This window comes from Enterococcus pseudoavium NBRC 100491, from assembly GCF_001544295.1.
Classification (GTDB): domain Bacteria; phylum Bacillota; class Bacilli; order Lactobacillales; family Enterococcaceae; genus Enterococcus_A; species Enterococcus_A pseudoavium.
Window position 1 is genome coordinate 87,159 of the sequence record NZ_BCQF01000005.1, and the last position, 22,772, is coordinate 109,930.

The following is a 22,772-nucleotide window of genomic DNA, read 5'->3' on the forward strand; positions in this document are numbered from 1 at the left end:
GAATGTTTTCGATTATTCCTTATTAACGTCTTGGTTCATTCTCTTCAAAATCTTTTGTAAATAAACGCCGTCCTTCTTCCGGTTCAACATCTTCATGGTCATCCGGATGGAAGATTGCTCGTAACGTTAAGACTCGTGAGCCTTCCATTTCTTCAGAAATCAACGTCAAATCATCGACATCAAAGGACAATTTCTCCCCTTCGTCAGGAATAGTTCCTAGGGCCGTGATCAAATAACCGGCCATTGTATCAACGTCACTCATATGCAAGTTTAAGCCAAACTCTTCGTTAAATTCTTCAATCAGCATTTTTCCGTTGATCAAGTATTCATTGTCGCCGACTTTTTCATACAGTTTTTCGACTTCATCAGATTCATCGTCGATTTCACCGACAATTTCTTCCAACAAGTCTTCTAAGGTCACTAACCCGACCATTCCACCATACTCATCTAATAAGATTGACATCTGATTCTGCGTTTTTTTCAATTCGTATAACAAATCATCAATAAAGATCGTTTCCGGTACGAATAAAGGCTCTTGCAGGATTTTTTGTAAGTTAACATTCTCAAAGCCGAATTGGCGTGCTGCTTTTAGTAGGGCTTTGGTGTGCAAAACCCCCACGACTTTATCCTTATCTTCGTCATAGACTGGGATTCTTGAATAGCTTTCATTCAAAATCTCATCAATATTTTCCAACACTGGGTCATTGATATCAATCATAAAGGAATCCGTCCGCGGAACCATTACTTCCCGTGCGACTTTGGTATCCAATGAGAAAACACCTTGCAACATCTCGATTTCATCGTTGTCTAAGACGCCTTCATTTTCTAACATGTAACGCATTTCGTCACGAGTCATCTTTGTGTCTTCATCATCAAAGGTCATCGGGGTGATCTTCGCTAATAAGTTGGTTGAAGCTGTCAACAACCAAACGAAAGGTTTAGTGATTATTCCTAATTTACGGACAACACCTGAAGTAAACTGGGCCACTTCTTCGGTCTTAGTCATAGCAATTCGTTTAGGGTATAATTCTCCAAATACAATCGAAACATAGGTCAGTAATATCATGACAATCGCAGCTGCTGCTGTTCGTGCAATTGTACTGCCACCTAATAAAGGTGCTAGACGAGCAGACAAGCTATCTGCCAAAGAAGCCCCTGATAAGATATTGACTAATGTAATCCCAACTTGAATCGTCGACAAGAAATTATTCGGATTTTGAATAACCTCCAACAACTTTTTCGATTTAAGATTACCCTCTTCAGCTTTTTGTTCGATTCGGTTTTTATTGACCGATACTACCGCAATTTCAGCCGCAGCTAAAAAGCCGTTGATTAACGTCAAAATTACTAACAGACCTAGTTGTAAGATTAACGACTGACTATCGGGGTCAGCATTCATAATTGCATTCGCTCCTTAATTTAAAGTGTAAAAAAAGTGGCACAACGGCCACGATAAAATCGTATCACATCAGTTGTTTTTATGCAATCTTTTCCCAACTTAAAGAGGCTAATTAAGAAATTCCTTTTTCCGCTCTTCTTGCTTTGATTGTTTCGCGATTTTTATGATGAAAACAATTACCGTTCGTAAAATCGCATATACGGGAACTCCTAGAAAAACGCCTAAGATACCAGCAAGATTTCCGGCAACCAATAAAATTAGGATAATCGTCAAAGGATGGATATTTAATGATTTGCCAATCACATTTGGATAGATCACATTTCCATCGACCTGCTGTACAACTAATACGATCAAAATACAAAGTAAAGCACGCGTTGGTGAATCAAAGAAAGTGTAAACCAATGCCGGTGCCAAACCAAGATAAGGCCCTAAGTAAGGAATCAAGTTCGTTAGTCCAGAGATTACACCAAAGAGAAACGCATAATCAACTCCAATCAACAAATACCCCAGGAAGGTAAAGGTCCCTACAAATAAACATTCGATTGCTTGACCGCTAATATAATCGGACAAAGTTTTATTCAGTTGCTGTAAAAGACCTTTAATATTTTCTCGTTGCTTTTCCGGGAAAAGCCGTTCAATATTTGGAACCAATTTTTCGCCGTCTTTCAACATATAAAATAAAATAAACGGAACGGTCACCAACAACAAAACAACTGTCGTGATTTTTCCAATGATAGAGCCTAATCCATTTGTCACTCCCGTTAATGAGCGCTGAAGAATACTGCCAGCTGACACATCTAGATTGCTGATATACTTATCAACATCCAACTCCTTAAATAATGGAAAGCGAGTCGCATTATCAGCCAATTCTTGCAGCCAAGTTTGCATATTGTTGACAAAACCAGGAATATTTTTAGCCAATGAGACCAATTGCTCCACCAAATTCGGGATCACGCTCATGAAGACCAGCACGATGATGCCAATCAATAGCAAAAAAATCAGCGCAATCGCAACTAAACGCTTCACACCTAATTTCATCAAAAGATTCACCAAAGGATTTAATAAATAATACAAAAAACCGGCGATTAAGATCGGTGCAAACAACGTCGTAAAAAATGTACCGATCGGTTGAAAAACAAAATCGATTTTTGACGAGACCAAAATTAAAGTCGCGATAATCAACAGTTCAAATGACCAGAACATTAATTTTGAATTTTTTATCTTTTCAAACATCTATCTACTCCTTTTTTTAATATTTAGTTTATAGTATACATCATACGAGGAAAAATCCCTTTGAGGAAGGTGTCATTATGAAAATTTTAATCACTAAAGATACAATGAGTGAGATCTATCTCGATGCTATGCGGATTCGCCAAAAAGTTTTTGTTCAAGAACAAGGTGTACCGGCCAATTTAGAAATTGATAAAAATGAAGCTTACTCTGTTCATTTCGTTCTCTATACTGAAACTGAAACCCCTGTTGCTACGGTTCGCTTGTTACCGCTAGACGATCATACATTCAAATTGCAACGGATGGCGGTTTTAAAAGACTATCGTGGGAAAGATTTTGGTGTGAAGATCATCAAAGAAGCCGAAACTTTTGCTAGACAACAAGGATTCAAAACCATCGAGCTAGGTGCACAATTATCCGCTGAAAAATTCTATCAGAAATTAGGCTATTCTCCCTACGGAGCAATTTTCCAAGATGCGGGAATTGACCACATCCACATGAAAAAAGAACTGGACTCTTCGCCTGAGGTAAGCTGATTCGTAATTCCAGCTATAAAAAACGAAGTGACTACTCTTCGTTCGGTTCTCTTAACCATACAAAAAAACTAGCAAAAAAGGCTGCCCAAAATTATTTTGGACAGCCTTTTCTTTTTTACTTTCGCGACAATTGCTTATAACGATCATACCAAATATCAATATAGCCCTGGGAAAAAGGTCCCTTTTCATTGTTAATCCAGTCTACTAAGATCTTGACGTTTTCCTTGAGGATATAATCAATTTCTTTAGAGTAATGCATCTGCTGACTATGGGCTTCATATTCATCTACGTCCAATAGGCGTTTTTCCCCATCAGGAAAAACTTTGACATCTAAATCATAATCAATATATTTTAGTGCCTCGTCATCTAATGCATACGGTGATGCTAGATTACAATAATAAGAAACTCCTTTCTCTCGAATCATTGCTATTATGTTGAACCAGTATTTTTGATGAAAATACACGATTGCTGGTTCGCGAGTGACCCATCTTCTGCCATCTGATTCAGTAACCAACGTGTGGTCATTTAGGCCGATCAGTGAACACTCACTTGTTTTTAATACCATGGTATCACGCCACGTTCGATGCAAACTGCCGTCGTGTTTGTAACTTTTGATTGTCACAAACTCTCCTTCTTTTGGAACTCCCATAGCTACCCTTCCCTCAGCGAAAAAGCTTTTCGCGTTTGTTTGGGTGTTATCACACCGACATCAGAATTATTATAGCAATAAAATGTACAATTGCCTACTAATCTTTGTCGTCAGCTAAATTATTTTCAAAAACTTCCAACATTTTTTGCTGTGGTTTTGGAAAAACATAGTTAGAGAAGTCAGATGGTTTCACCCAATGTCCTTCAAGCGTTAAGGGAGCTGCCTGGCGACCATAAAAAACCAGAATATGCCAACGTAGATGGCTATAGACATGTTTAACCTCACCAAGGACTTTTTTCTGCCAAATCACGGCTTGTTCTGGGAAAAAAGCTGGACTATCTTCAGCGACTTGCGAACTCGAAAATAAATCCCAAGCCTTTGGATCATATTGTTCTCGCAGTTCATTGAAACGTGTTGCTGAAATCTCTTCTAAAGGAAATAGCCACATGCTCGCTAACAACCCCGTTTCTGGCCGTTGTTGTAAAAGAATCTCTTGCTGTTTATTTTCGATAATGCCAGCCACATAGTAAACATCTTTAGGCTTTTGTTTTTTTGATTTCACGGGGAACTCCGTTTGGCGTTTTTCACGATAAGCTTGGCAGTATGGTTGAATCGGACAACTCTCACATTGGGGACTAGTGGGCGTACAGATACTTGAGCCTAGATCCATCATTGCTTGATTGAAATCTCCCGGCTGATCTTGACTGATGATGGCCCGCATCGCTTCATCAAAAACCTTCCGACTGCTAGCCTTGGCGATATCTTCTTCGATACAAAATAAGCGGCTGACGACCCGCATAACGTTGCCATCGATCGCCGGCTCGGCAATCTCAAAAGCAATACTGCTGATGGCTCCCGCTGTATAAGGACCGATTCCCTTCAATGAACGAATCGCCTCTACCGTCGTTGGAAATTGACCGTTAAATTCTTCCATAATTTGTTTGGCCGCCGCTTGCAGATTGCGTGCTCGTGAATAATAGCCCAGCCCTTCCCAAACCTTCAGCAATTTGTCTTCCGGCGCTTCAGCCAAGGCTTCGATTGTCGGGAATTCCTCCATAAACCGATAAAAATAATCAATCACAGTGTCTACTCGGGTTTGTTGCAGCATAATTTCCGAAATCCAAATCCGATAAGGATCCTGATTGTAGCGCCAAGGTAGATTTCTTTTTTCTTGCTGATACCACGCAAGAAAATCTTCTTGGAACTGACTCACCTCTGAGGCTGACCAATCTTCCCAGCTTTTACTCATCGGCTGCCTCTTTTCCACGAATAAAGCTATCAATCTGATCTAACTGAAAGCCTTTTTGATATAAACTCTGTTTGACTTTTTGGCGTCGTTTGGCTGGTTCAAACCGCTGATTTTTACGCCATAATTTCTCACCTTGCAATTCCAACGCCTCGTTTTCTTGTTCCTCAATTTCTGAAAAATCAATTTCTGCTAAAATCGTTTTACTGATATCGCCACCGAATCCTTTTGTCATCAACAGTTGCTGTAATTTTTGTTGCGCTTCCCGTTGACTGGTGTGGTGAAACTTTCTTAAGGCTTTTTTAGCCGTTTGCAAAGCAACTCGCGCTTGTTCTTCGCCTACATAAAGATCGAGGGCTTGCTCAATATCATTTTCCTTTAAGCCTTTTTGTTTCAACTTTTGGCGTAAGACTCGTGGGCCTTTGTCACCTAAACGCATTTGCGTGCGAATATAGCTTTCCCCGTAAACCAGATCATCCACTAACTCTAACTCTATTAAACGCTTAACAATCTTTTGCTGGTCCTCGCTTGCGATCTCGTGATCTCTCAAATAGGTTCGAATCTCTTTTTCGGTTCGCAATTGGTAGCTTAAATAATTCAAGGCCAGTTGAAAGCCCAGATCTTCTTTGCCTTCTTGCATAATCGCAGCCAAGTTTTTTTCATCTAATTCTTGTCCTTTAAGCAGGCGATGTCGTACCACCGTATCTTCCGATAAGCGCAACGTCTCACCATTTGAAAATTCTACTTTATAGTAAGGTCCGCGACCTTGACTAATCTTTATGACCGTCAACATCTTGCTTCCTCCTTGCTCCTGACTTCCGTTAAAAATAGGCTTTTTTATTCCTATTCAGTTAGTTATAATCTGTAGCTAAACAAAACTCCGTTCATAAAAATTAATTCTATCATAGATGAGCAATCATTCACTAAAAATATGCTAAAATGAATTGCGCTGAAAAAGCTGAAAATATAATTTAAGAAAGAGGCTAACTATGGCTGTTCAACTTAAAACCAATCAAACACTTACCTTAAAAATAAAAAGACTTGGGATCAACGGTGAAGGCATTGCCTATTACAAAAGACTAATTATTTTCGTGACAGGAGCTTTGCCTAACGAAACGGTTGTTGCCCGCATCACTAAGGCAACTCCCCGCTTTGCTGAAGCCAGCTTAGTAAAAATTACGAAAAAAAGTCCTGATCGGATCACGCCGCCCTGTCCCGTTTATGAAGAATGCGGCGGTTGCCAATTGCAGCATCTCGTATACAACAAACAATTAGACTTCAAAAAAGATTTGCTCCGGCAGGCATTAGAAAAATACAAGCCAGAGGGCTACCAAACATTTGATTTACGAGATACGCTAGGCATGGATGAGCCTTGGCATTATCGTAACAAGGCTCAATTCCAACTACGTAAAAATAAAAAAACGAAGCAAGTCGAAGCGGGACTGTATCAAGCAGACTCTCATCAATTAGTCCCTTTAAAAGATTGCTTGGTGCAAGAACCGACAACCCAAAAAGTTATCAACGTTGTCACAAAATTATTAACCAAATACGACCTGCCGATTTATGACGAACGAACCAATTCAGGTATTTTGCGCACGTTGATGGTCCGGATTGGTATTGAAACGGGAGAAGTCCAATTGGTTTTAATTACGAAAACCAAGAAGCTCCCACAAGCAAATGCTCTGATCCGGGAAATCAATCAACGCTTACCTGAAGTCGTCTCCATCATGCAAAATATTCAAGACAAGAAAACTTCTGTAATTATGGGGGACGAAACGATTCATCTATGGGGGCAGGAAGTTATTAACGAAAAAATCAATGAGGTCTCATTTGAACTTTCACCACGAGCGTTCTTCCAACTAAATCCGCAACAAACCAAAGTCCTTTATCAGGAAGCACTAAAAGCATTAGATCTATCGACGCCTAAAACCGTCGTGGATGCTTACTGCGGAGTCGGAACGATTGGTCTTTCCTTGGCCAAACAAGCCAAAGAAGTCCGAGGGATGGATATTATTCCTCAAGCAATCGATGATGCTAAGAAGAATGCTGCCGCCCTTAATTTAAGCAATACTCATTACGAAGTTGGTACTGCCGAGGAGCTCTTACCAAAATGGTTAAAAGCTGGTTTTTCTCCAGACGCCATCATTGTTGATCCACCACGAACCGGTTTAGACACTAAATTATTACAAGCCATTCAAACGACACCGAGTCCGCAGATGGTTTACATCTCTTGTAATGTTTCAACTTTGGCACGGGACTTAGTCAGCCTTGCAAAAATCTATCGGATCGACTATCTACAATCCGTCGATATGTTCCCGCAGACTGCACGTTGTGAAGTTGTAGTAAAACTCAGCAAAAAATAAAATCAGGGTGCTATCTCGCCAAATGAGATAGTACCCTGATTTTTAATACCCTAAAGCCGGTTGACCATAAACATCTTCCTGTTCGACAGCATTCGGATCGGTCGCACCACCATATCCTTGAGTCGAATCTTGGTATTGATCTGTTTCATCAGATTGCCCATAACCATTGTCTACGCTAGAAGAATCACCGTAAAGTCCGCTATCGTCGTAATTATTCGGATTATCATAGCCAGGAGCAAATTGGCTAGTATCTTCACTAGCTTTACCGTCAAAATCATCATAAAACAGAATATCCGCATCTTCTTCCTTCAAGTTAGGCAATGTTTTTGCTGTTGGAATACTCAATTGTTTTTTCAATGTATTTTGGATATCCAATAATTCTCGCGTTCCTAAAATCTGATAATAAATTTCATCAATCATTTGGCTTTTGCCAACTAATTGTTTTTGCTTGATCGTGTCAAAGGCTGGTAAATAATTGGTTCCGATATCCATCATATCCTCCCAGCTCAAATCGGTCGTCATATTTTTTTCGACCGCCTTCAAAATCTTCTTATAATTTCCAACGCCATTAATGGACATCGCTTTACGTAAAATCTTCGTTACGACTTCTCGTTGACGTTTTTGCCGGCCAACGTCACCTTTAGGATCTTCATAGCGCATTCGAGCATAGGCTAAGCCCTTTTCACCATTCAAAGTTTGTTTGCCTTTTTTTACATGGACACCGTCTAATGTGAAGTCGATCTTATTATCAACTTCAATCCCACCAACGGCATCGATCAAATCTTTCAAGCCTCGCATGTTAATGGAAACATAATGATCCAAGGGAATATCCAATAGAGTTTCAATCGTATCCATCGACATCTCTACACCCCCAAAGGCATAGGCATGATTCAATTTATCATTTGTCCCGTAACCCACGATTTTGGCCAAAATGTCACGGTCAAGACTGACGATCGTTGATTTTTTTTGTTTTGGATTGATCGTGACCACCATCATACTATCCGAACGCCCTTGATCCGAACGCCCTAAGTCCCCAGTGTCCACCCCAGCTAGCAAAATAGAGAATGGCTCTGCGTTGTCAATATTCGGTTGATTCCCGTCTGCTCTTTTTAAACTGGTTCGTTTAACGGTTTGACGGATATTGTCGACCATCTTACTCGCATCATTTGTCACTTGAACTGCATAGTATGTGATTCCACCTACAAATAAATTGATTACGATTAACAATCCAATAACGAATTTTTTCCAACGACTCATAGCACACCTCTATCAACGATTTTTTCGTTTTATTTTCTCATAGATCAGCTTTCGGTTCAACTATCGCCAAAAACAAATTATTTTATATAATATAAACTTAACAAAAAACGATGTTACGGCTGACTCTAATATTGAGTTATACCATAACATTATGAAGATTTTTAGATTCATGTAAAAAAAAACACAAAAAAAGGAGAAACTAAAAACAGTTTCTCCGTGAAAATTTACTCTATTTTGCAGCTGCTAAATTTTTGTTTGCTTGCTCCCAGTTGACAACATCCCAGAAAGCAGCAATGTAGTCCGGACGAACATTTTTATATTTCAGATAATAAGCATGTTCCCAAACATCTAAGCCAATGATTGGTGTTTTCCCGTCAGTCAATGGATTGTCTTGATTAGCAGTTGACGTAATTTCCAACTTGCCATTGTTCCAAACTAACCAAGCCCAACCAGAACCAAAACGTCCTGTCGCAGCAAGTTTGAATTCTTCTTTCATTTTTTCAAAGCCGCCGAAAGCTTCGTCAATGGCGTCTTTGATCGCACCAGTTGGCGCACCACCCGCGTTTGGTGCCATGATCTTCCAGAAAAAGCTATGGTTCGCATGACCACCGCCATTGTTACGAACAGCCGTCTGAATATCTTCAGGCAACTCATTTAAGTTTGCAACTAAATCCTCAACAGATTGCTCCGCTAGTTCAGGATATTTTTCAATTGCTACATTCAAATTAGTAACATAAGTATTGTGGTGTTTATCATGATGCAAGTGCATCGTTTCAACATCAATGTAAGGCTCCAACGCATCGTAATCATAAGGTAGATCTGGTAAAGTATAAGCCATTGTTCAATTCCTCCTTAAAATATCTTACAATGCAACTGTATCAAACAACGCAACGTTCTACAAAAGATATGCCTAGTGCAACGAAGAATCCGGTTTCTCTTCTTCAATAATTGTGACTTTTTTGAAGATAAAGACCTTGCTAAAAACATAGTTTGCGATTACGACAACGACTTGCGTAATAAGTTTAGCAACTAAATTTCCTGTATGAAGTAAATCAATAAAGATGAACATCGTTGCCATATCCATGCCAAACGAGACAACACGCGCAAAGATAAATTTACTAAATTCCCAGACTAAGGCACCAAAGTTTGCCGTTTTTGAATGGAACACCCACAGCTTATTTGTTACAAAAGCAAAAAGCACCGAAAATACCCAAGAAATCGTATTTGAGATGGGCCAACTCAATTGTAGGACTTGATAGGATATCGTAAATGTCACAATATTTACGATAGTGGTTAGCCCTCCGAAAAATAGATAAATAAAGACTTCCCACAGTCTTTTTTCTATTAGATAGTTTTTAAATGTATGATAGATTTTCATATTCGCTCACTTTCCGATTCTTTTCTTTCTAATTTAAGATAGACAAGCAAAGAAAAATAGTCAATTATTTCTTGAAATCTTTTTACATTTTTACGGATCGCCTTGTTATTTCAAGATTACTTCGCTACAATGGCACTTGTATAAAAAGATTGGAGCGATCACATGACTTTTCGTCAGTTAATCAAAGGATCTCTTTTTCGCTTTGGAGATCTGAAAAATGCTAGAAACACCCCCTTTTGGAAATCGATTGTCTATTTATTAGGCTTGAGCCTATTTTTAGCAATTCCAAGTGTTTATCAGGCATTGCAAGTAATGGACCAACTTAAAACGGATAGCCTCAAAATCGTCGAAAAAATTCCTGATTTTAAAATTGAAGATGGTGAAATTAAAACAGCTCAACCGGAAAAGGGCTTTATTTATCAAACAAATTCAATTATCTTAACCTTCGATCCAGAAGGCAAACGGACACAACAAGACGTTGAAAAAGATTTGGTCGGAAATTACTTTAGTGTCGGACTTTTAAAAAATCAAGCAATCCTAGTCTTACCTGACTATGGCGGAGTCAGCTCGACACTGTTTGGCGACAACACGCTAAAATTTTCTTACAAACAAGAACCACTGAAAAACATGACTGGCGATAAATTGAGAGCTGGTCTAGCAGATTTGAAAATGCCGATTTGGACCCCGCTAGTGATGTTGCTGGCTGGCTTGTATCCGTCCTTCATCAACTTATTTGTCACCTTAATCTTTGCGGGACTAGCTGGTATGATCGTCGCGAAATTCAGATTGCGGCGCATCACATTCTTTGAGTCATTTAAGACGATCATTTTTTGTGCGACAATTCCCACACTATTATCAACGATTATCTTATTGTTCCTACCCAATTTTGACTCAAGTGTTTTGATTACTTTTATTAGTCTCTTTATCTTTTTCCGAATAATCAATTTTTTACCTAAAATTGATTTACCAAACCGTTAACTGCTTACGATTCTGTAAGCAGTTTTTTTTGACGAGCTTTGTTAAAATAGATTTGTGTTTCTATTTTAATTTGAAACGAGGAGATCTTATGACAAAGCCCATTATTTTCTTGCAACGGCCTTTTCGCGCAGAATTTATCGCTAAAATTCAAACGATGGCTCCTGCTTATCAAATCAGAACGACCCTAACGCCTGAAGAAGTACCCTTTGTCGAAATTTCTGTTGATTGGTCAAAAGAGTATGGCACCGCCCTTTTACAATCTAACCAATTAAAATGGGTCCAAGCAAGTACTGCTGGAGTGGATTATTTACCATTGGGTGCTTTTTCTGAGCGCAAAATTTTATTATCCAACAGCAGCGGTCTCCACGCTCTTTCAATCAGTGAGCATATTATTGGCGTACTGCTAGGATATTATCGCGGCTTAAACGAATCCCTTAAAAACCAGACCCAAAAAAAATGGAATAAACACCTGATCCACTACGATCAATTAGCTGGAAAAAACTTGTTGGTGGTAGGAACTGGTCAGATTGGTCAGCAACTTTCAAAATCGATTCAAGGTCTCGGAGTGAATGTTTATGGGATTAACACGACAGGACATCCCGTCACTGGCTTTATTGAAACCTATTCAATTAAAAATTTGGCCAAAATCGTTCCTGAAATGGATGTCATCGTAGGTATCTTGCCAGGCACACCAGATACCTACCATATTTTTAACAGTGATATTTTTGAAAAGATGAAAGATTCGGCCGTTTTTATTAATGTTGGTCGCGGTGATACCCTGCACACGAAAGAACTGATTTCTGCCCTTGAAAAAAAACAGTTAGCCTTTGCTGCATTGGATGTCTTTGAAGAAGAACCTTTAGGAAACGAAAGTCCGCTGTGGGAGATGGAAAATGTTGTGATCACCCCTCATATTTCAGGATTGACTGTAGATTTTCAAAATAAGTTTATGAAAATCTTTTTAACTAATTTAAAGAGCTATCTTACGAATAATGAATTAGCCATCAACCAAGTAGAATTGAACAGAGGATACTAAAAAAGCTGGAGCCTATTGCTCCAACTTTTTTTCTGTTTCCTTCACGATATAGACGGGGCGTTTCTTCGTCTCCATAAAAATCTTACCGATATATTTTCCGATGATCCCAATACAGAGCAATTGAACACCGCCAATAAACAAAATGATCGTTACTAAAGACGGCCATCCGGCAGTGGGATCGCCAAACAACAAGGCACGAACAATGATAAAAATCATCGCAATCCCTGAAGCGACACAAGAAAAAGCCCCTACAAATGACGCAATATTTAGTGGCGCATCAGAGAAATTAACAATGCCATCGATTGAGTAATTCAATAATTGCCAAAATGACCAAGACGTTTTTCCTGCCACCCGTTCACGATTTTCAAAAGTAATATATTCCGTATCAAAACCGACCCAACTAAATAATCCTTTAGAAAAACGATTATGCTCTGTCAACTCAAGAATCGCATCGACCATCTGTCGAGTCATTAATCGATAATCACGTGCACCATCAACCATTTCCGTGTCACTGATTCGATTAATCAACTGATAAAATTTCTTAGCAAAAAAACTGCGAATCGGCGGCTCACCTTTTCGATTGGCCCGTCGAGTTCCGACACAATCAATCCCCTTTGTCTCAATCATCTCAATCATTTGCGGCAATAACTCTGGCGGATCTTGTAGATCGACATCCATCACCGTTACTAAATCCCCTTTAGCCGCCCTTAAGCCGGCATACAATGCCGCCTCTTTACCGAAATTTCGCGAAAAAGAAATATAACGCACAAATGGATGTTTCTGAGCCAATGCTCTCAATACTTTAAGTGTACGATCACTTGAGCCATCATTGATAAAGATATATTCAAAACCATAGTTGAGTTTTTCTTTTACTTTTTCCATCTCCGTAAAAAAAAGAGGAATCGCTTCCTCTTCGTTATAGCAAGGAACAATCACTGATAACATTCAAATCACTCCTAAATCTGAGCAAAATCATACTTGGGCTCATCAAGTTTTGCATCATAATCGACTGCCAAGTCGTAACCTTTAAAGAACCATTCATCAGCTTCTTCAATATAAAAAAGCTGATTATCAATAGTCGTTTTCACTAGCGGACTTTCTGGTGTATCAACAGAGATCCCGACTGAAAAACCATCGTGGACTTGGGTCTTTCCATAGACTTTCCCATAAAATTTAATTCCCTGACCATCCGCAGGTTCTATTTCACGTTTAAACCAAGCTTGTGCTTGTGGTGTTATCGTTAATTTCATTTCAATTCACCTATCCATTCATTTTCTCATCTAAATAATCCACATCTTCATCGCGGCCGATCACCACTAAATGATCGTTTTTCTGCACGAGTTCTTCAGCTGAAGGAGTCACAATCGGATCTTGGTTTCCTCGACGAATCGCCACCACATTCAAACCAAAGCGCTGCCGAAAATCTAGCTCATCCAATGTTTTACCATAGAATTTTCGATTCGTGACATTGATTTCTGCTAATGAAAATTCGTCTGACAGTTCTAAATAGTCCAAAATATTTTTTGAAACTAGATTATGAGCAAGCCGTTGCCCCATATCCCGTTCAGGGTGAACCACGCGATCAGCACCGATTTTTTCTAAGACACGAGCATGATATTCATTTTGGGCTTTAGCCAAAATATTGGGCACACCCATCTCTTTCACCATCAAGGTCACCAAGATACTCGCTTGGATATCTTCCCCGATTGCTACGATCACATGATCAAAATTTCGGATGCCCAACGAGCGCAAGGTCATTTCATCTTGGGCATTCGCCACTACGGCATGGGTGGCGATATTCATATATTCATTGACGCGGTCTTCATTACTATCGATTGCCAAAACTTCTTGCCCTGATTCGACTAATGTTCGACAAATACTGCCGCCAAATCTTCCTAAACCAATAATAACAAAACTTTGTTTCATCTTAACTCCTTATCTACATACCATTTTTATTACTTCAACAAAAAAGCATGCACTTAAATTTATTTAGAAATTCTGATTTTATCATTCTTAGTATAACAAAGAGCGGGTTAATAAAACAGAGAATGACTCTCTATTTTATCAACCCGTGTTTAAAGGCATAAATAGCCGCTTGTGTGCGGTCTTCCACTTCCAGTTTCGCTAAAATATTAGAAACATGCGTTTTGACCGTTTTTAATGTAATAAACAATTCATCAGCAATCTCTTGGTTACTCATGCCTTGCGCGATTAATAGTAAAATTTCTTGCTCACGATTGGTTAATTCTTCATGGAGCACGTGACGATGACGATTCGATAATTGTTCCATCATCTTAGTGGTAACCTCTGGCTCTAAAACACGTTCGCCATTGTACGTTTTACGAATGGCATTGGCAATTTCGTGCGCCGTTGAGGTTTTTAGCAAATAACCCGAAGCTCCGGCTTCAATTGCTGGATATACTTTTTCATCATCAATAAAACTAGTCACGATCAAGATCTTCGCTTCTGGCCAATCTTTTAAAATCTTTTTAGTCGATTCAATCCCATCCATCACTTCCATCACTAAATCCATTAGTATGACATCTGGTCGTAGTTCCAGCGCCTTCTCATAGCCTTCTTCACCATTTTCCGCCTCACCGACAACTTCAACATCAGATTGGATCGATAAATAAGAAGAAACGCCTAATCGAACCATCTCATGATCATCAACAAGTAACACACGTATCATCTTCTGCCTCCTAATTTTTATTACTGATCTTTCTTTTCAAACAAATACTCCTTTTGATGTTAGCTAACCTTTGCCTTCTATCATCTATCTACTCTTCAGCTAGTTTTACTGGTACCTTGACCGCTGTAGCAGTTGCCGAAACGACCGGGACTTTAATTTCAATACTGGTTCCTTGACCTTTAAAACTGATTATCTTCGTCGAACCGCCAATACCGGCGATTCGTTCACGAATATTTCTTAGCCCATAGCTACCAGCATGTTCATCCTTCGCCTCAAAACCAACACCATCGTCAATCACTCGCAGCAAGATATTTTGTCCAATAATTTTTAAATAGACTTCTAACTCATTCGCCTTAGCGTGTCGCAAAGTGTTAGATAATAATTCCTGCACAACTCGGAATAATTGATCCTCGATACTAGCAGAAACCTGAATATCTTGAACGTCCCATTTTAATTTAATTTGGATCTTTGTCTGTAATTCTTTTAATAATTGCTCAATCCCTTGACGCAAGCTTTTACCTTCCAAACTGATTGGTCTTAAGTGCAGCAAAAGTGCCCGCATCTCTGACTGGGCCGCATTAATAATGTCAGCTACCATCGCCAACTGTTTTTTATAAGGCTCTAATTCTTCTGAATACTGTGACTGTTCATTCAAGGCAGACATCATCATCATCGCTGCAAACAGCTGTTGAGAAACAGAATCGTGAAGTTCTCTAGCTAAACGATGTCGCTCTTCTTCTAATATTTTCTCTTTCGTTGTACCATCCACCATTTGCGGCTGGCTGCTTAATTGCTGCAATTCGCGCGACATACTCACTAATTTTTCTTTAATTCGTTTGATATCATGATCGACTAACAGCATCTCTTTATTTTGTGAGATAGCCACATCCAATGAAGAATCTTCATAATTGCCCGAAGCTAAATTTTGCAATTTCCCTTCGATTTTTCCAAGCTGGCGTTTTTCGATAAAAGCTACCAAAAAATAGACGACGCTGCTGACAGTCAATGAAATCACAAGAATATGGACAAAGATAGGAATGTAAAAAATACGAGCTGCAAATAGCTGGCCAAATAATTGTCTTTGTCCAATCGCATACATATAGAGAAACAATGTCGTTAAAATTAGTAAAAAGGAGATCAAACCAGAGTAAAGAGCGATTTGCAGACGAGAATATTTTCCCATCATACACGAATCACCTCGACATCTCCTACTAAGGTATTGGTCACTATTTTCAATCGACGCGGACTTTCATCATAATCTTCACTATAAATTTTCAGCGTTTCATTTCGTAAAACTTGCGAATCATCATCAAAATCGACTTTCCCATATAAAGTCGCGTGTTCAAAAAGAATCCCGATACCATAGGGAACTAAAATCCGGGTTCGGCCAAATCCTTTGCGAACAATTACTACGCTATCTTCTTTAGGTAATAACGTATTGCCTAAATCCACGATTGTATCCCCTGCAAAAATCGCTACATTGATATCATCCCATTCAAAAACTTGGGCGCCAATCCGATCATTACCAAACCAATTTTGTTTCTTGCGTTCCCCATTGTGTTTTTGTGGATCGGTGGTCTCAACCATCACTATGCTTTTTTTATTTTTTAAAGAATGGTTCGGCATTGAGATTCCTGCAATTTCAAATCCTTTGAGTCCCAGAAAAAGAACTGCAAAAACCAACATCAGCCAGGTTGCCGGACTGTTTACCAAACAGATTATCAAGATTACTGAGCCCAAAACTAATTGGAATTTACTTCGCCGATGCTTACGCAACGCCCAGTAAATATTTAATGCCCCAAAAAGCAACATGATCAACATCGCAGGATTTGAAGACAATTGCCATAATAAGAAAATTGCAAGTAAGGCCTCGATAACAATGAAAAAGCGCCATGGATTTTTCATTTTTGTCTTTCCTCCCAACTTTTTATTTATACTTCATTCTACTTTTTTTATTCGTTAAATACTATCGGTCTAAGGTCGCAAACTAGCTAAACTTGAGCAACTAGTTTAAAACTTCAGTTATGTAAAACTTTCTAACCCACTGAATTTAGAAAAAACTCGAAAAATAAAAGAGGCGTCCAGCGCCTCTTTTACTTATCAAATTTATTTTACGTTAACAATTTTGACTTCCATGCTTCCGCCTGGGGTTGCGATTGTCATAACGTCTCCAACATGCTTACCAATCAAGGCTTGAGCGATGGGTGAATCGTTAGAGATTTTGCCAGTTAATGGATCTGCCTCGGCTTTCCCAACGATCGTATATTCTTCTTCTTCTTCATCAGGTAATTCTACGAAGGTAACCGTCTTACCGATTGAGATTTCATCCGCAGCAACGTTATCATTATCAATGATTTGGGCAAAACGAATCATCGTTTCTAATGTATTAATCCGACCTTCCACAAAGGCTTGTTCATCCTTAGCAGATTCGTACTCCGAGTTTTCAGATAAATCGCCAAAACTACGAGCGATTTTAATTCGTTCAATAATTTCTCCCCGTTTAACTGTCTTTAGTTCTTCTAATTCCTGCTCTAATTTTTCTTTTCCTTCTAGAGTCATTGGATAAGTTTTTTCTACCATTTTTCTTCTCCTTCAATCAACAAAATTACGAAAGGTAATCTTTTATAGAATTAATCCACAAAAGATTACCACGTAATTACTGTAATGTAAATTGTTTATTTGTCTTTATTGACATATTTTTCAACCAATTCCATATGTTCTTCATAAGTCTTGGCATAATATACTTTCCCAGTCGAGATATCTGCAACAAAATAAATATAATCATTTTCTGTTGGGTCTAATACCGCTAGAATCGCTTCTTGACTTGGGTTGTCAAATGGTCCAGGACCATAACCAGTATTCTGATACAAGTTGTATGGTGAATCAACTTCCAAGTCTTTGTTGTAAACGAACTCTTTGTGGACACCTAATGCATAAAGAATCGAAATATCTGATTGTAATGGCATTCCTTGATCAATTCGGTTAAAGAAGACTTGCGCGATCTTCTTACGGTCTGCTTGGGTGACCCCTTCTTTTTCAACGAGCGAAGCCAAAGTCATAACCTCTTGAACCGTCATTCCTTTTTCTTTAATTTGACTATAATATGGTGTCATAACTTGATTCATCGTATCAACCATCTGGGTAACTAAATCTTCAAGACTACGATTTTTATGAACATTATAGGTTGCCGGGAATAGATAGCCTTCCAAACGATAACGGACATCGTTAGCATTGCCTGCATCCGTTAACAGATCTGGATACTGAGTTTTTAATTGATCAAAGAATTTTTCATCTTTCATCACTTTGATAAAATCAGCTTTCTTGAAGTCTGTCTTCTTCGCAACTAACTCAGCAATCTTATCAACATCGTAACCTTCGGGAATCGTTAATTTCGATGCATCATCTAATGGCTCGGCACTTCCGCCCTGCTGTAACTCCTTACTAATTTGGTCCAACGTCATATTAGGTGAAAACTGATAATAGCCAGCTTGGAAATTCGTTAAGTTTTTAAACTTTGTATAGAAATTAAAGACCATACCGTCACGAATAACGTCACCTTCTTCTAGAATATCCCCAATCTGACGATTCGATGAACCGCTTGGAACTTCTACCTGGACTAATTGTTTATCATTCTTATCCAGTGGCTTTAACCCAGCACTGACATAATTGTAACCAGAGATCGCTAAAATCCCAGCAACAATCAAAATACCAATGGTTAATATATACACGATCTTTCGGACCACGCGATCCTCTTTGTTACGCTCTGCTCGCTTCAAGTTGCTCTCCTCACTTAAATCCCCTTCAAACTCTTCTTCCATCCGATGAAGTTCATCAATTTTTTCACTAATGCGATGGAAAATTGAAGGTTCTGCTTCTGTATCTCCGTCATTTTTAGTTTTAGCACTCGGCTCTTCAGCAGGAAGCGGCCTTTTGGCTTCTTCACGAGAACTTAACTGACGGGTGGGTGTCCTATCGAACTCTTTAGAAGATTCTACTGATTGTCTTTTCTCTTTTGCGGGTTCTTTCTCAATCTTGGTCCTAGCCGTTTCTTTCTTCACAACTTTTGCTGATTGAACAGCACGTGCTGAAGTTTTAGCTTTAGAAATAGCCGCCTCTTTGCTTGGTTCGGCAACCTTCTCAACCTTTTCAGTTGTTTTGGCCCTTTGCTTAGAAACGGATTTTTCAGATTTATTTCTTTTATTACCAAATAAGCGCTCATAGGACGAAGCCAAGTCGTCGTCATCACTAACCGCTGTTTTCTCATTCGATTTTACATCCGAAGCACGGGTGCCTGAACGCGTCTTTTTAGTCGTTTCTAGTTCTCGATTCTTTCGACCCTCTTCTAAAGCTCGCATAATCTGCTCTTTAAAAGATTCTTCGTCCGAGTGTTGGTTTTTATCTTCAGACAAAAACAACTCCTCCTTACTTCATGTCATAACTTTACCCATTATACATGAAATAAAAGAGGAGTGGAATGTAAAATTTATTTAGTTAAGGAAATTATATTTTTTTCTTTTGAGAGTCATCTTCATACAAACGGTATAAATTTAATTCATAGTCCTTTTTCGCATTGGTCACAACTGTGTCTAAAATCAACCCGGTAACAAGCAATAATAGTGAAAAAATCATTAAGCCTGACGCTAGAATCGAAGAAGGTACTTTTGTGATAAACCCAGTCTGAAGAAATTCATTGATGACTGGAATACCAAAGACAAGACCGAACAAAAAGAAAATCAAACTAAAGATCGAGAAAAATAGCATTGGCTTGTAGTCTTTGAACATTCTTAAAATTGTCAACAAAACTTTGATACCATCAGAATACGTGTCTAATTTCGATTCACTGCCTTCTGGGCGATCTCGATAATCAATTGGGACTTCCACTAGCTTGAAGCGTTTATCTAATGCGTGAATCGTAAATTCTGTCTCAATTTGAAACCCTGAACTCATTACTGGAAAACTTTTAACAAACATTCGATTAAAGCCACGATAGCCAGTCATTACGTCTTTGATTTGCGCTTTATATAAATAATTGATCGAGTTCTTAACTAAGTTATTACCAAAATCGTGAAATGCTCGTTTATTTTCATTAAAATAAGTCCCGTTAGATAAACGATCTCCGATTACCATGTCCGCTCTTTCTTCACGTAGAGCCGCTAACAACTCCGATGCATATTCCGCTGGATACGTATCATCACCGTCAACCATTAAATAGAAATCTGCTTCGATGTCAAAAAACATTTGACGAATCACATTCCCTTTACCTTGACGAGGTTCCTTTTTGACGATTGCTCCTTCATTCAGGGCAATCTCATACGTATTATCCGTTGAATTGTTATCGTAGACATAAATGTCCGCATCAGGCAATTGCTTCTGAAAGTCATTGATCACTTTTTTTATCGTCAATGCTTCGTTGTAGCATGGGATCAGGACAGCAATTTTTTCATTATTCATGTTTAATCTCCTAACTTCACAACTATCTATCATAATACCAAAAAAAAGCCGGATATGCTCCGACTTTTTAAATCAAATTACTGATGCAAACCCACTATATTAAAAATGTTACTTTTTTCAAATAATTTTTTTGTCCCTATTCTCTATCATTTTTGATTTTTTTATATCTTCAATAAAATAGAGCGGCCTTTGTTTTGACTCAATAAAAATTCGAGAAAGATATTCTCCGACAATACCGATTGAAATCAACTGACATCCGCCCAGAAAGAGCATAACTATCATTAGTGACGGGAACCCCGATGTATCTGATCCGAATATTAAAGTTTTAATTAAAACATAGATCATATAAACAAAAGTCATCGCAGACACTATAAATCCAAAATACATCGAGATTCTTAACGGGGCAGTTGTGTATGACGTAATCCCTTCAATCGCCAGTTTTATTAAAGATTTATAGCTCCATTTGGAGTCTCCATGCAATCTCTCATCAGCATTGAATTCAATTGAAATTTTCTTGAAACCGATCCAATTATAAAGTCCTTTGGTATATCTTTGAGTTTCTCTTAATTGTTTTAAAGCTTCAACTGCCTTTTTGTCAAGCAATCGAAAATCACCTGCATCGGGATTAACTGGAGAATTCGACATCTTCTCAAGTAATTTGTAAAATAATTTGGATGTCGTCTTTTTTAAATAAGATTCTCCTTTTCGCTTCTTCCTTTTTGCATACACGTCCTCGTATCCAAGACACCACAATTCTATCATATCAGGAATTAATGTTGGAGGGTGTTGAAGATCGGCATCAATTGTTATTACTGCATCGTGCATAGAATAATCGAATCCCGCTGCCATTGCGACCTCTTTTCCATAATTCCGTGATAGTTCTATTAGACTAACGTCATTTACTTCCTCAATCAACGATTCAACTACTTCTGTAGTTGAATCTGTACTACCATCGTTAATAAAAAGATATTCAAAAAAATAATCTTGAGACAGTGGATCCAGAGTTTCCTTCAATTTACGATAGAGAGGCCTAACGTTCTCCTCTTCATTGTATGCGGGAATTGAAATTAGAATACTCTTCTTCATTTATAGACCTCCTACTTGAAAATAACATTTTTATCTGCTGGTATCCCATAAAATTTTTTGAATTTAACTAGCCAATCACCTGGCTCAGCACTAGTCTTCCATGTATAATTTCCGTTTGGGAGGATGGGTAAAACTATTTCTGTTTTATTCGTTTTGATTGATTCCTCTATAAGGTTTTCTCTCTGTAATTGAACTTTATACATATATCCGAAAATGAATAAGTAAAAAACTAACATTGAGACGATAGAAACTGTTATCCCTGACTTCATTAATCTATAAAAGTTTTTTGATATGTTAATTCCTTCAAGCAGTTCAAAGTAAATAATTCCGGTAAATAATATAAATAAGCAGTACGTTAAAAAGAACGAACGAGGTCCAATAGGTTCTGCCATAATTAATGGAGCCGCTGAAAACGGAATAGATATAAATATAATTAAATTGAATAATAATATTCTTCCAGAAAAAACTATTGAAAAAATTTTTAACAGACTGATAAAGTATGCAATAGAAAAAAGATTGACAATTGTATTTTCATACTGAAAAGAAAATTTCATCTGTCCATAAAAAAATATGCCATAAATAAAATATGTTATCGTTAATACTATAGAACTTTTACTCCAAAAATTGAGATTTCTATTTTTCTTAAAACAAAGCAATAATAACCCTAAGTTAAATATAATGAATAGGAACTTATAGTTTAAAATCATATTCGGTAATATCTGAGAACTAATTTTATTCCAAATAAAACTGAAAGATAATTCTATTTTTTTATATCCATCAGTATTATTAGCCGCATTCAAATATGCTGGATTAACAAACATAACAATAGTCCCCAACAATGCGGAAACCGTTGCCCCAATTACAAAACGTGTATTCTTTTTATTAATCATTTTCTCAATAACTAGTATTGAGAGACTTAAAACTAACATAAAGATCGTTACATTTTCACTAAAAAATTGTGTTCCCAAACTAATAAGTATTCCTGAGATTAAATAGGCCTCCTTTGTCTGTTTCTTTATCACATAACAATATATTGACTGTAAATATAGAATCACAAAGATGACTGGAGGAACAAAATTTACAAACGCTGCTGGCCACCCATAGATTTGCCGAAAAAGAACCGTTGGGACCATTAGTAATAGTAAAAAAGTACATAATAAAACAAATTCTCTATTTTCATCATTACTTTTTAAAACACCGTAAAATTTCTTTATTGATAAATACACTCCTAGTGTTACAACTGTCATAAAAAACGCTTTAAAAAAATTACTTCTTGTAATTAGAAGCGACAAGATATCACCAAAATATCGGCCGTTATAACCTTGGAAAAAATTCCTCAAATACCTAATTCCCGCATCAGTTCCCCAAGCCCACTCATCATGGTTGTAGGGAACCATAAAAAAAATTGTAAATAGCATTGCAACTACTATTATTCTTTTTATTATATCCTTTTTTTTCATCGAGTACTGACCCC

General features: G+C 38.0%; 23 protein-coding genes. 4 read left to right on the forward strand and 19 right to left on the reverse strand.

Going from position 1 to position 22,772, the window contains the following annotated elements:
• Positions 1-22: 22 nt before the first annotated feature.
• The gene (locus tag EP1_RS04025) at positions 23-1,399 is read right to left on the reverse strand and encodes a hemolysin family protein (protein ID WP_067623823.1); all 1,377 of its coding nucleotides are present in this window, start codon (positions 1,397-1,399) and stop codon (positions 23-25) included.
• A 108-nt stretch (positions 1,400-1,507) separates the two neighbouring features.
• On the reverse strand, positions 1,508-2,632 hold the full coding sequence (locus EP1_RS04030; RefSeq protein ID WP_067623826.1) for an AI-2E family transporter: 1,125 nt from the start codon (positions 2,630-2,632) through the stop codon (positions 1,508-1,510).
• 77 nt (positions 2,633-2,709) lie between these two features.
• On the opposite strand from EP1_RS04030, the gene EP1_RS04035 reads away from it, so the two are divergent.
• Complete coding sequence (locus EP1_RS04035) at positions 2,710-3,165, forward strand: GNAT family N-acetyltransferase (RefSeq protein WP_067623830.1); 456 nt, start codon at positions 2,710-2,712, stop codon at positions 3,163-3,165.
• A 115-nt stretch (positions 3,166-3,280) separates the two neighbouring features.
• On the opposite strand, the gene ntdP is transcribed toward EP1_RS04035, so the two are convergent.
• From ntdP to recX, 3 genes are all read right to left on the reverse strand, one after another.
• Entirely contained in the window at positions 3,281-3,814 is a 534-nt protein-coding gene (ntdP, locus tag EP1_RS04040; protein WP_067623833.1) for a nucleoside tri-diphosphate phosphatase, read from the reverse strand.
• Positions 3,815-3,911: 97 nt separating this feature from the next.
• On the reverse strand, positions 3,912-5,063 hold the full coding sequence (gene mutY, locus EP1_RS04045; protein ID WP_067623836.1) for an A/G-specific adenine glycosylase: 1,152 nt from the start codon (positions 5,061-5,063) through the stop codon (positions 3,912-3,914).
• On the reverse strand, positions 5,056-5,853 hold the full coding sequence (recX, locus tag EP1_RS04050) for a recombination regulator RecX (RefSeq protein WP_067623839.1): 798 nt from the start codon (positions 5,851-5,853) through the stop codon (positions 5,056-5,058). The genes mutY and recX overlap by 8 nt, the downstream gene beginning before the upstream one ends.
• A gap of 196 nt (positions 5,854-6,049) precedes the next feature.
• Between recX and rlmD the strand changes: the two genes are divergently transcribed.
• Complete coding sequence (gene rlmD / locus EP1_RS04055; protein WP_067623841.1) at positions 6,050-7,423, forward strand: 23S rRNA (uracil(1939)-C(5))-methyltransferase RlmD; 1,374 nt, start codon at positions 6,050-6,052, stop codon at positions 7,421-7,423.
• Positions 7,424-7,465: 42 nt separating this feature from the next.
• Here the strand turns inward: rlmD and EP1_RS04060 are convergent, their stop codons facing one another.
• The 3 genes from EP1_RS04060 to EP1_RS04070 form a co-directional block, all read right to left on the reverse strand.
• A complete protein-coding gene (locus tag EP1_RS04060) occupies positions 7,466-8,680 on the reverse strand; it encodes an LCP family glycopolymer transferase (protein WP_067623844.1) in 1,215 nt (404 codons plus the stop codon).
• A 229-nt stretch (positions 8,681-8,909) separates the two neighbouring features.
• Positions 8,910-9,518 (reverse strand): superoxide dismutase, encoded by a 609-nt coding sequence (locus EP1_RS04065; RefSeq protein ID WP_067623847.1) that lies wholly within the window; start codon positions 9,516-9,518, stop codon positions 8,910-8,912.
• Positions 9,519-9,590: 72 nt separating this feature from the next.
• Positions 9,591-10,058, reverse strand: coding sequence for a GtrA family protein (locus EP1_RS04070; protein WP_067623851.1), 468 nt, complete (start codon positions 10,056-10,058; stop codon positions 9,591-9,593).
• Positions 10,059-10,220: 162 nt separating this feature from the next.
• Here EP1_RS04070 and EP1_RS04075 point away from each other — a divergent pair, with 162 nt between their 5' ends.
• Complete coding sequence (locus EP1_RS04075; RefSeq protein WP_067623853.1) at positions 10,221-11,036, forward strand: DUF1189 domain-containing protein; 816 nt, start codon at positions 10,221-10,223, stop codon at positions 11,034-11,036.
• Between the two features lie 88 nt (positions 11,037-11,124).
• Positions 11,125-12,072 carry a phosphoglycerate dehydrogenase gene (locus EP1_RS04080; RefSeq protein WP_067623856.1) on the forward strand — a complete coding sequence of 316 codons (948 nt, stop codon included), beginning with the start codon at positions 11,125-11,127 and terminating at the stop codon, positions 12,070-12,072.
• A gap of 12 nt (positions 12,073-12,084) precedes the next feature.
• On the opposite strand, the gene EP1_RS04085 is transcribed toward EP1_RS04080, so the two are convergent.
• From EP1_RS04085 to EP1_RS04135, 11 genes are all read right to left on the reverse strand, one after another.
• On the reverse strand, positions 12,085-13,017 hold the full coding sequence (locus EP1_RS04085) for a glycosyltransferase family 2 protein (RefSeq protein WP_067623859.1): 933 nt from the start codon (positions 13,015-13,017) through the stop codon (positions 12,085-12,087).
• A gap of 11 nt (positions 13,018-13,028) precedes the next feature.
• The gene (locus EP1_RS04090; RefSeq protein ID WP_067623862.1) at positions 13,029-13,322 is read right to left on the reverse strand and encodes a HesB/YadR/YfhF family protein; all 294 of its coding nucleotides are present in this window, start codon (positions 13,320-13,322) and stop codon (positions 13,029-13,031) included.
• A gap of 10 nt (positions 13,323-13,332) precedes the next feature.
• Entirely contained in the window at positions 13,333-13,998 is a 666-nt protein-coding gene (locus EP1_RS04095; RefSeq protein WP_067623867.1) for a potassium channel family protein, read from the reverse strand.
• A gap of 130 nt (positions 13,999-14,128) precedes the next feature.
• Positions 14,129-14,761, reverse strand: a complete 633-nt coding sequence (locus EP1_RS04100) for a response regulator transcription factor (protein ID WP_067623869.1) — start codon at positions 14,759-14,761, stop codon at positions 14,129-14,131.
• A gap of 88 nt (positions 14,762-14,849) precedes the next feature.
• Complete coding sequence (locus EP1_RS04105; RefSeq protein WP_067623874.1) at positions 14,850-15,947, reverse strand: sensor histidine kinase; 1,098 nt, start codon at positions 15,945-15,947, stop codon at positions 14,850-14,852.
• On the reverse strand, positions 15,944-16,666 hold the full coding sequence (gene liaF / locus EP1_RS04110; protein WP_067623877.1) for a cell wall-active antibiotics response protein LiaF: 723 nt from the start codon (positions 16,664-16,666) through the stop codon (positions 15,944-15,946). Before liaF ends, EP1_RS04105 begins: the two co-directional genes overlap by 4 nt.
• Before the next feature lie 201 nt (positions 16,667-16,867).
• Positions 16,868-17,341: a transcription elongation factor GreA gene (gene greA / locus EP1_RS04115; RefSeq protein ID WP_067623881.1), complete on the reverse strand. Its 474-nt coding sequence runs from the start codon at positions 17,339-17,341 to the stop codon at positions 16,868-16,870.
• A 95-nt stretch (positions 17,342-17,436) separates the two neighbouring features.
• Positions 17,437-18,579, reverse strand: coding sequence for an endolytic transglycosylase MltG (mltG, locus tag EP1_RS04120; RefSeq protein ID WP_067623935.1), 1,143 nt, complete (start codon positions 18,577-18,579; stop codon positions 17,437-17,439).
• A 682-nt stretch (positions 18,580-19,261) separates the two neighbouring features.
• The gene (locus EP1_RS04125; protein WP_067623884.1) at positions 19,262-20,212 is read right to left on the reverse strand and encodes a glycosyltransferase family 2 protein; all 951 of its coding nucleotides are present in this window, start codon (positions 20,210-20,212) and stop codon (positions 19,262-19,264) included.
• Between the two features lie 117 nt (positions 20,213-20,329).
• Positions 20,330-21,298, reverse strand: a complete 969-nt coding sequence (locus EP1_RS04130; protein WP_067623889.1) for a glycosyltransferase family 2 protein — start codon at positions 21,296-21,298, stop codon at positions 20,330-20,332.
• A gap of 11 nt (positions 21,299-21,309) precedes the next feature.
• Positions 21,310-22,758, reverse strand: coding sequence for a hypothetical protein (locus EP1_RS04135; RefSeq protein WP_067623891.1), 1,449 nt, complete (start codon positions 22,756-22,758; stop codon positions 21,310-21,312).
• Positions 22,759-22,772: the final 14 nt, after the last annotated feature.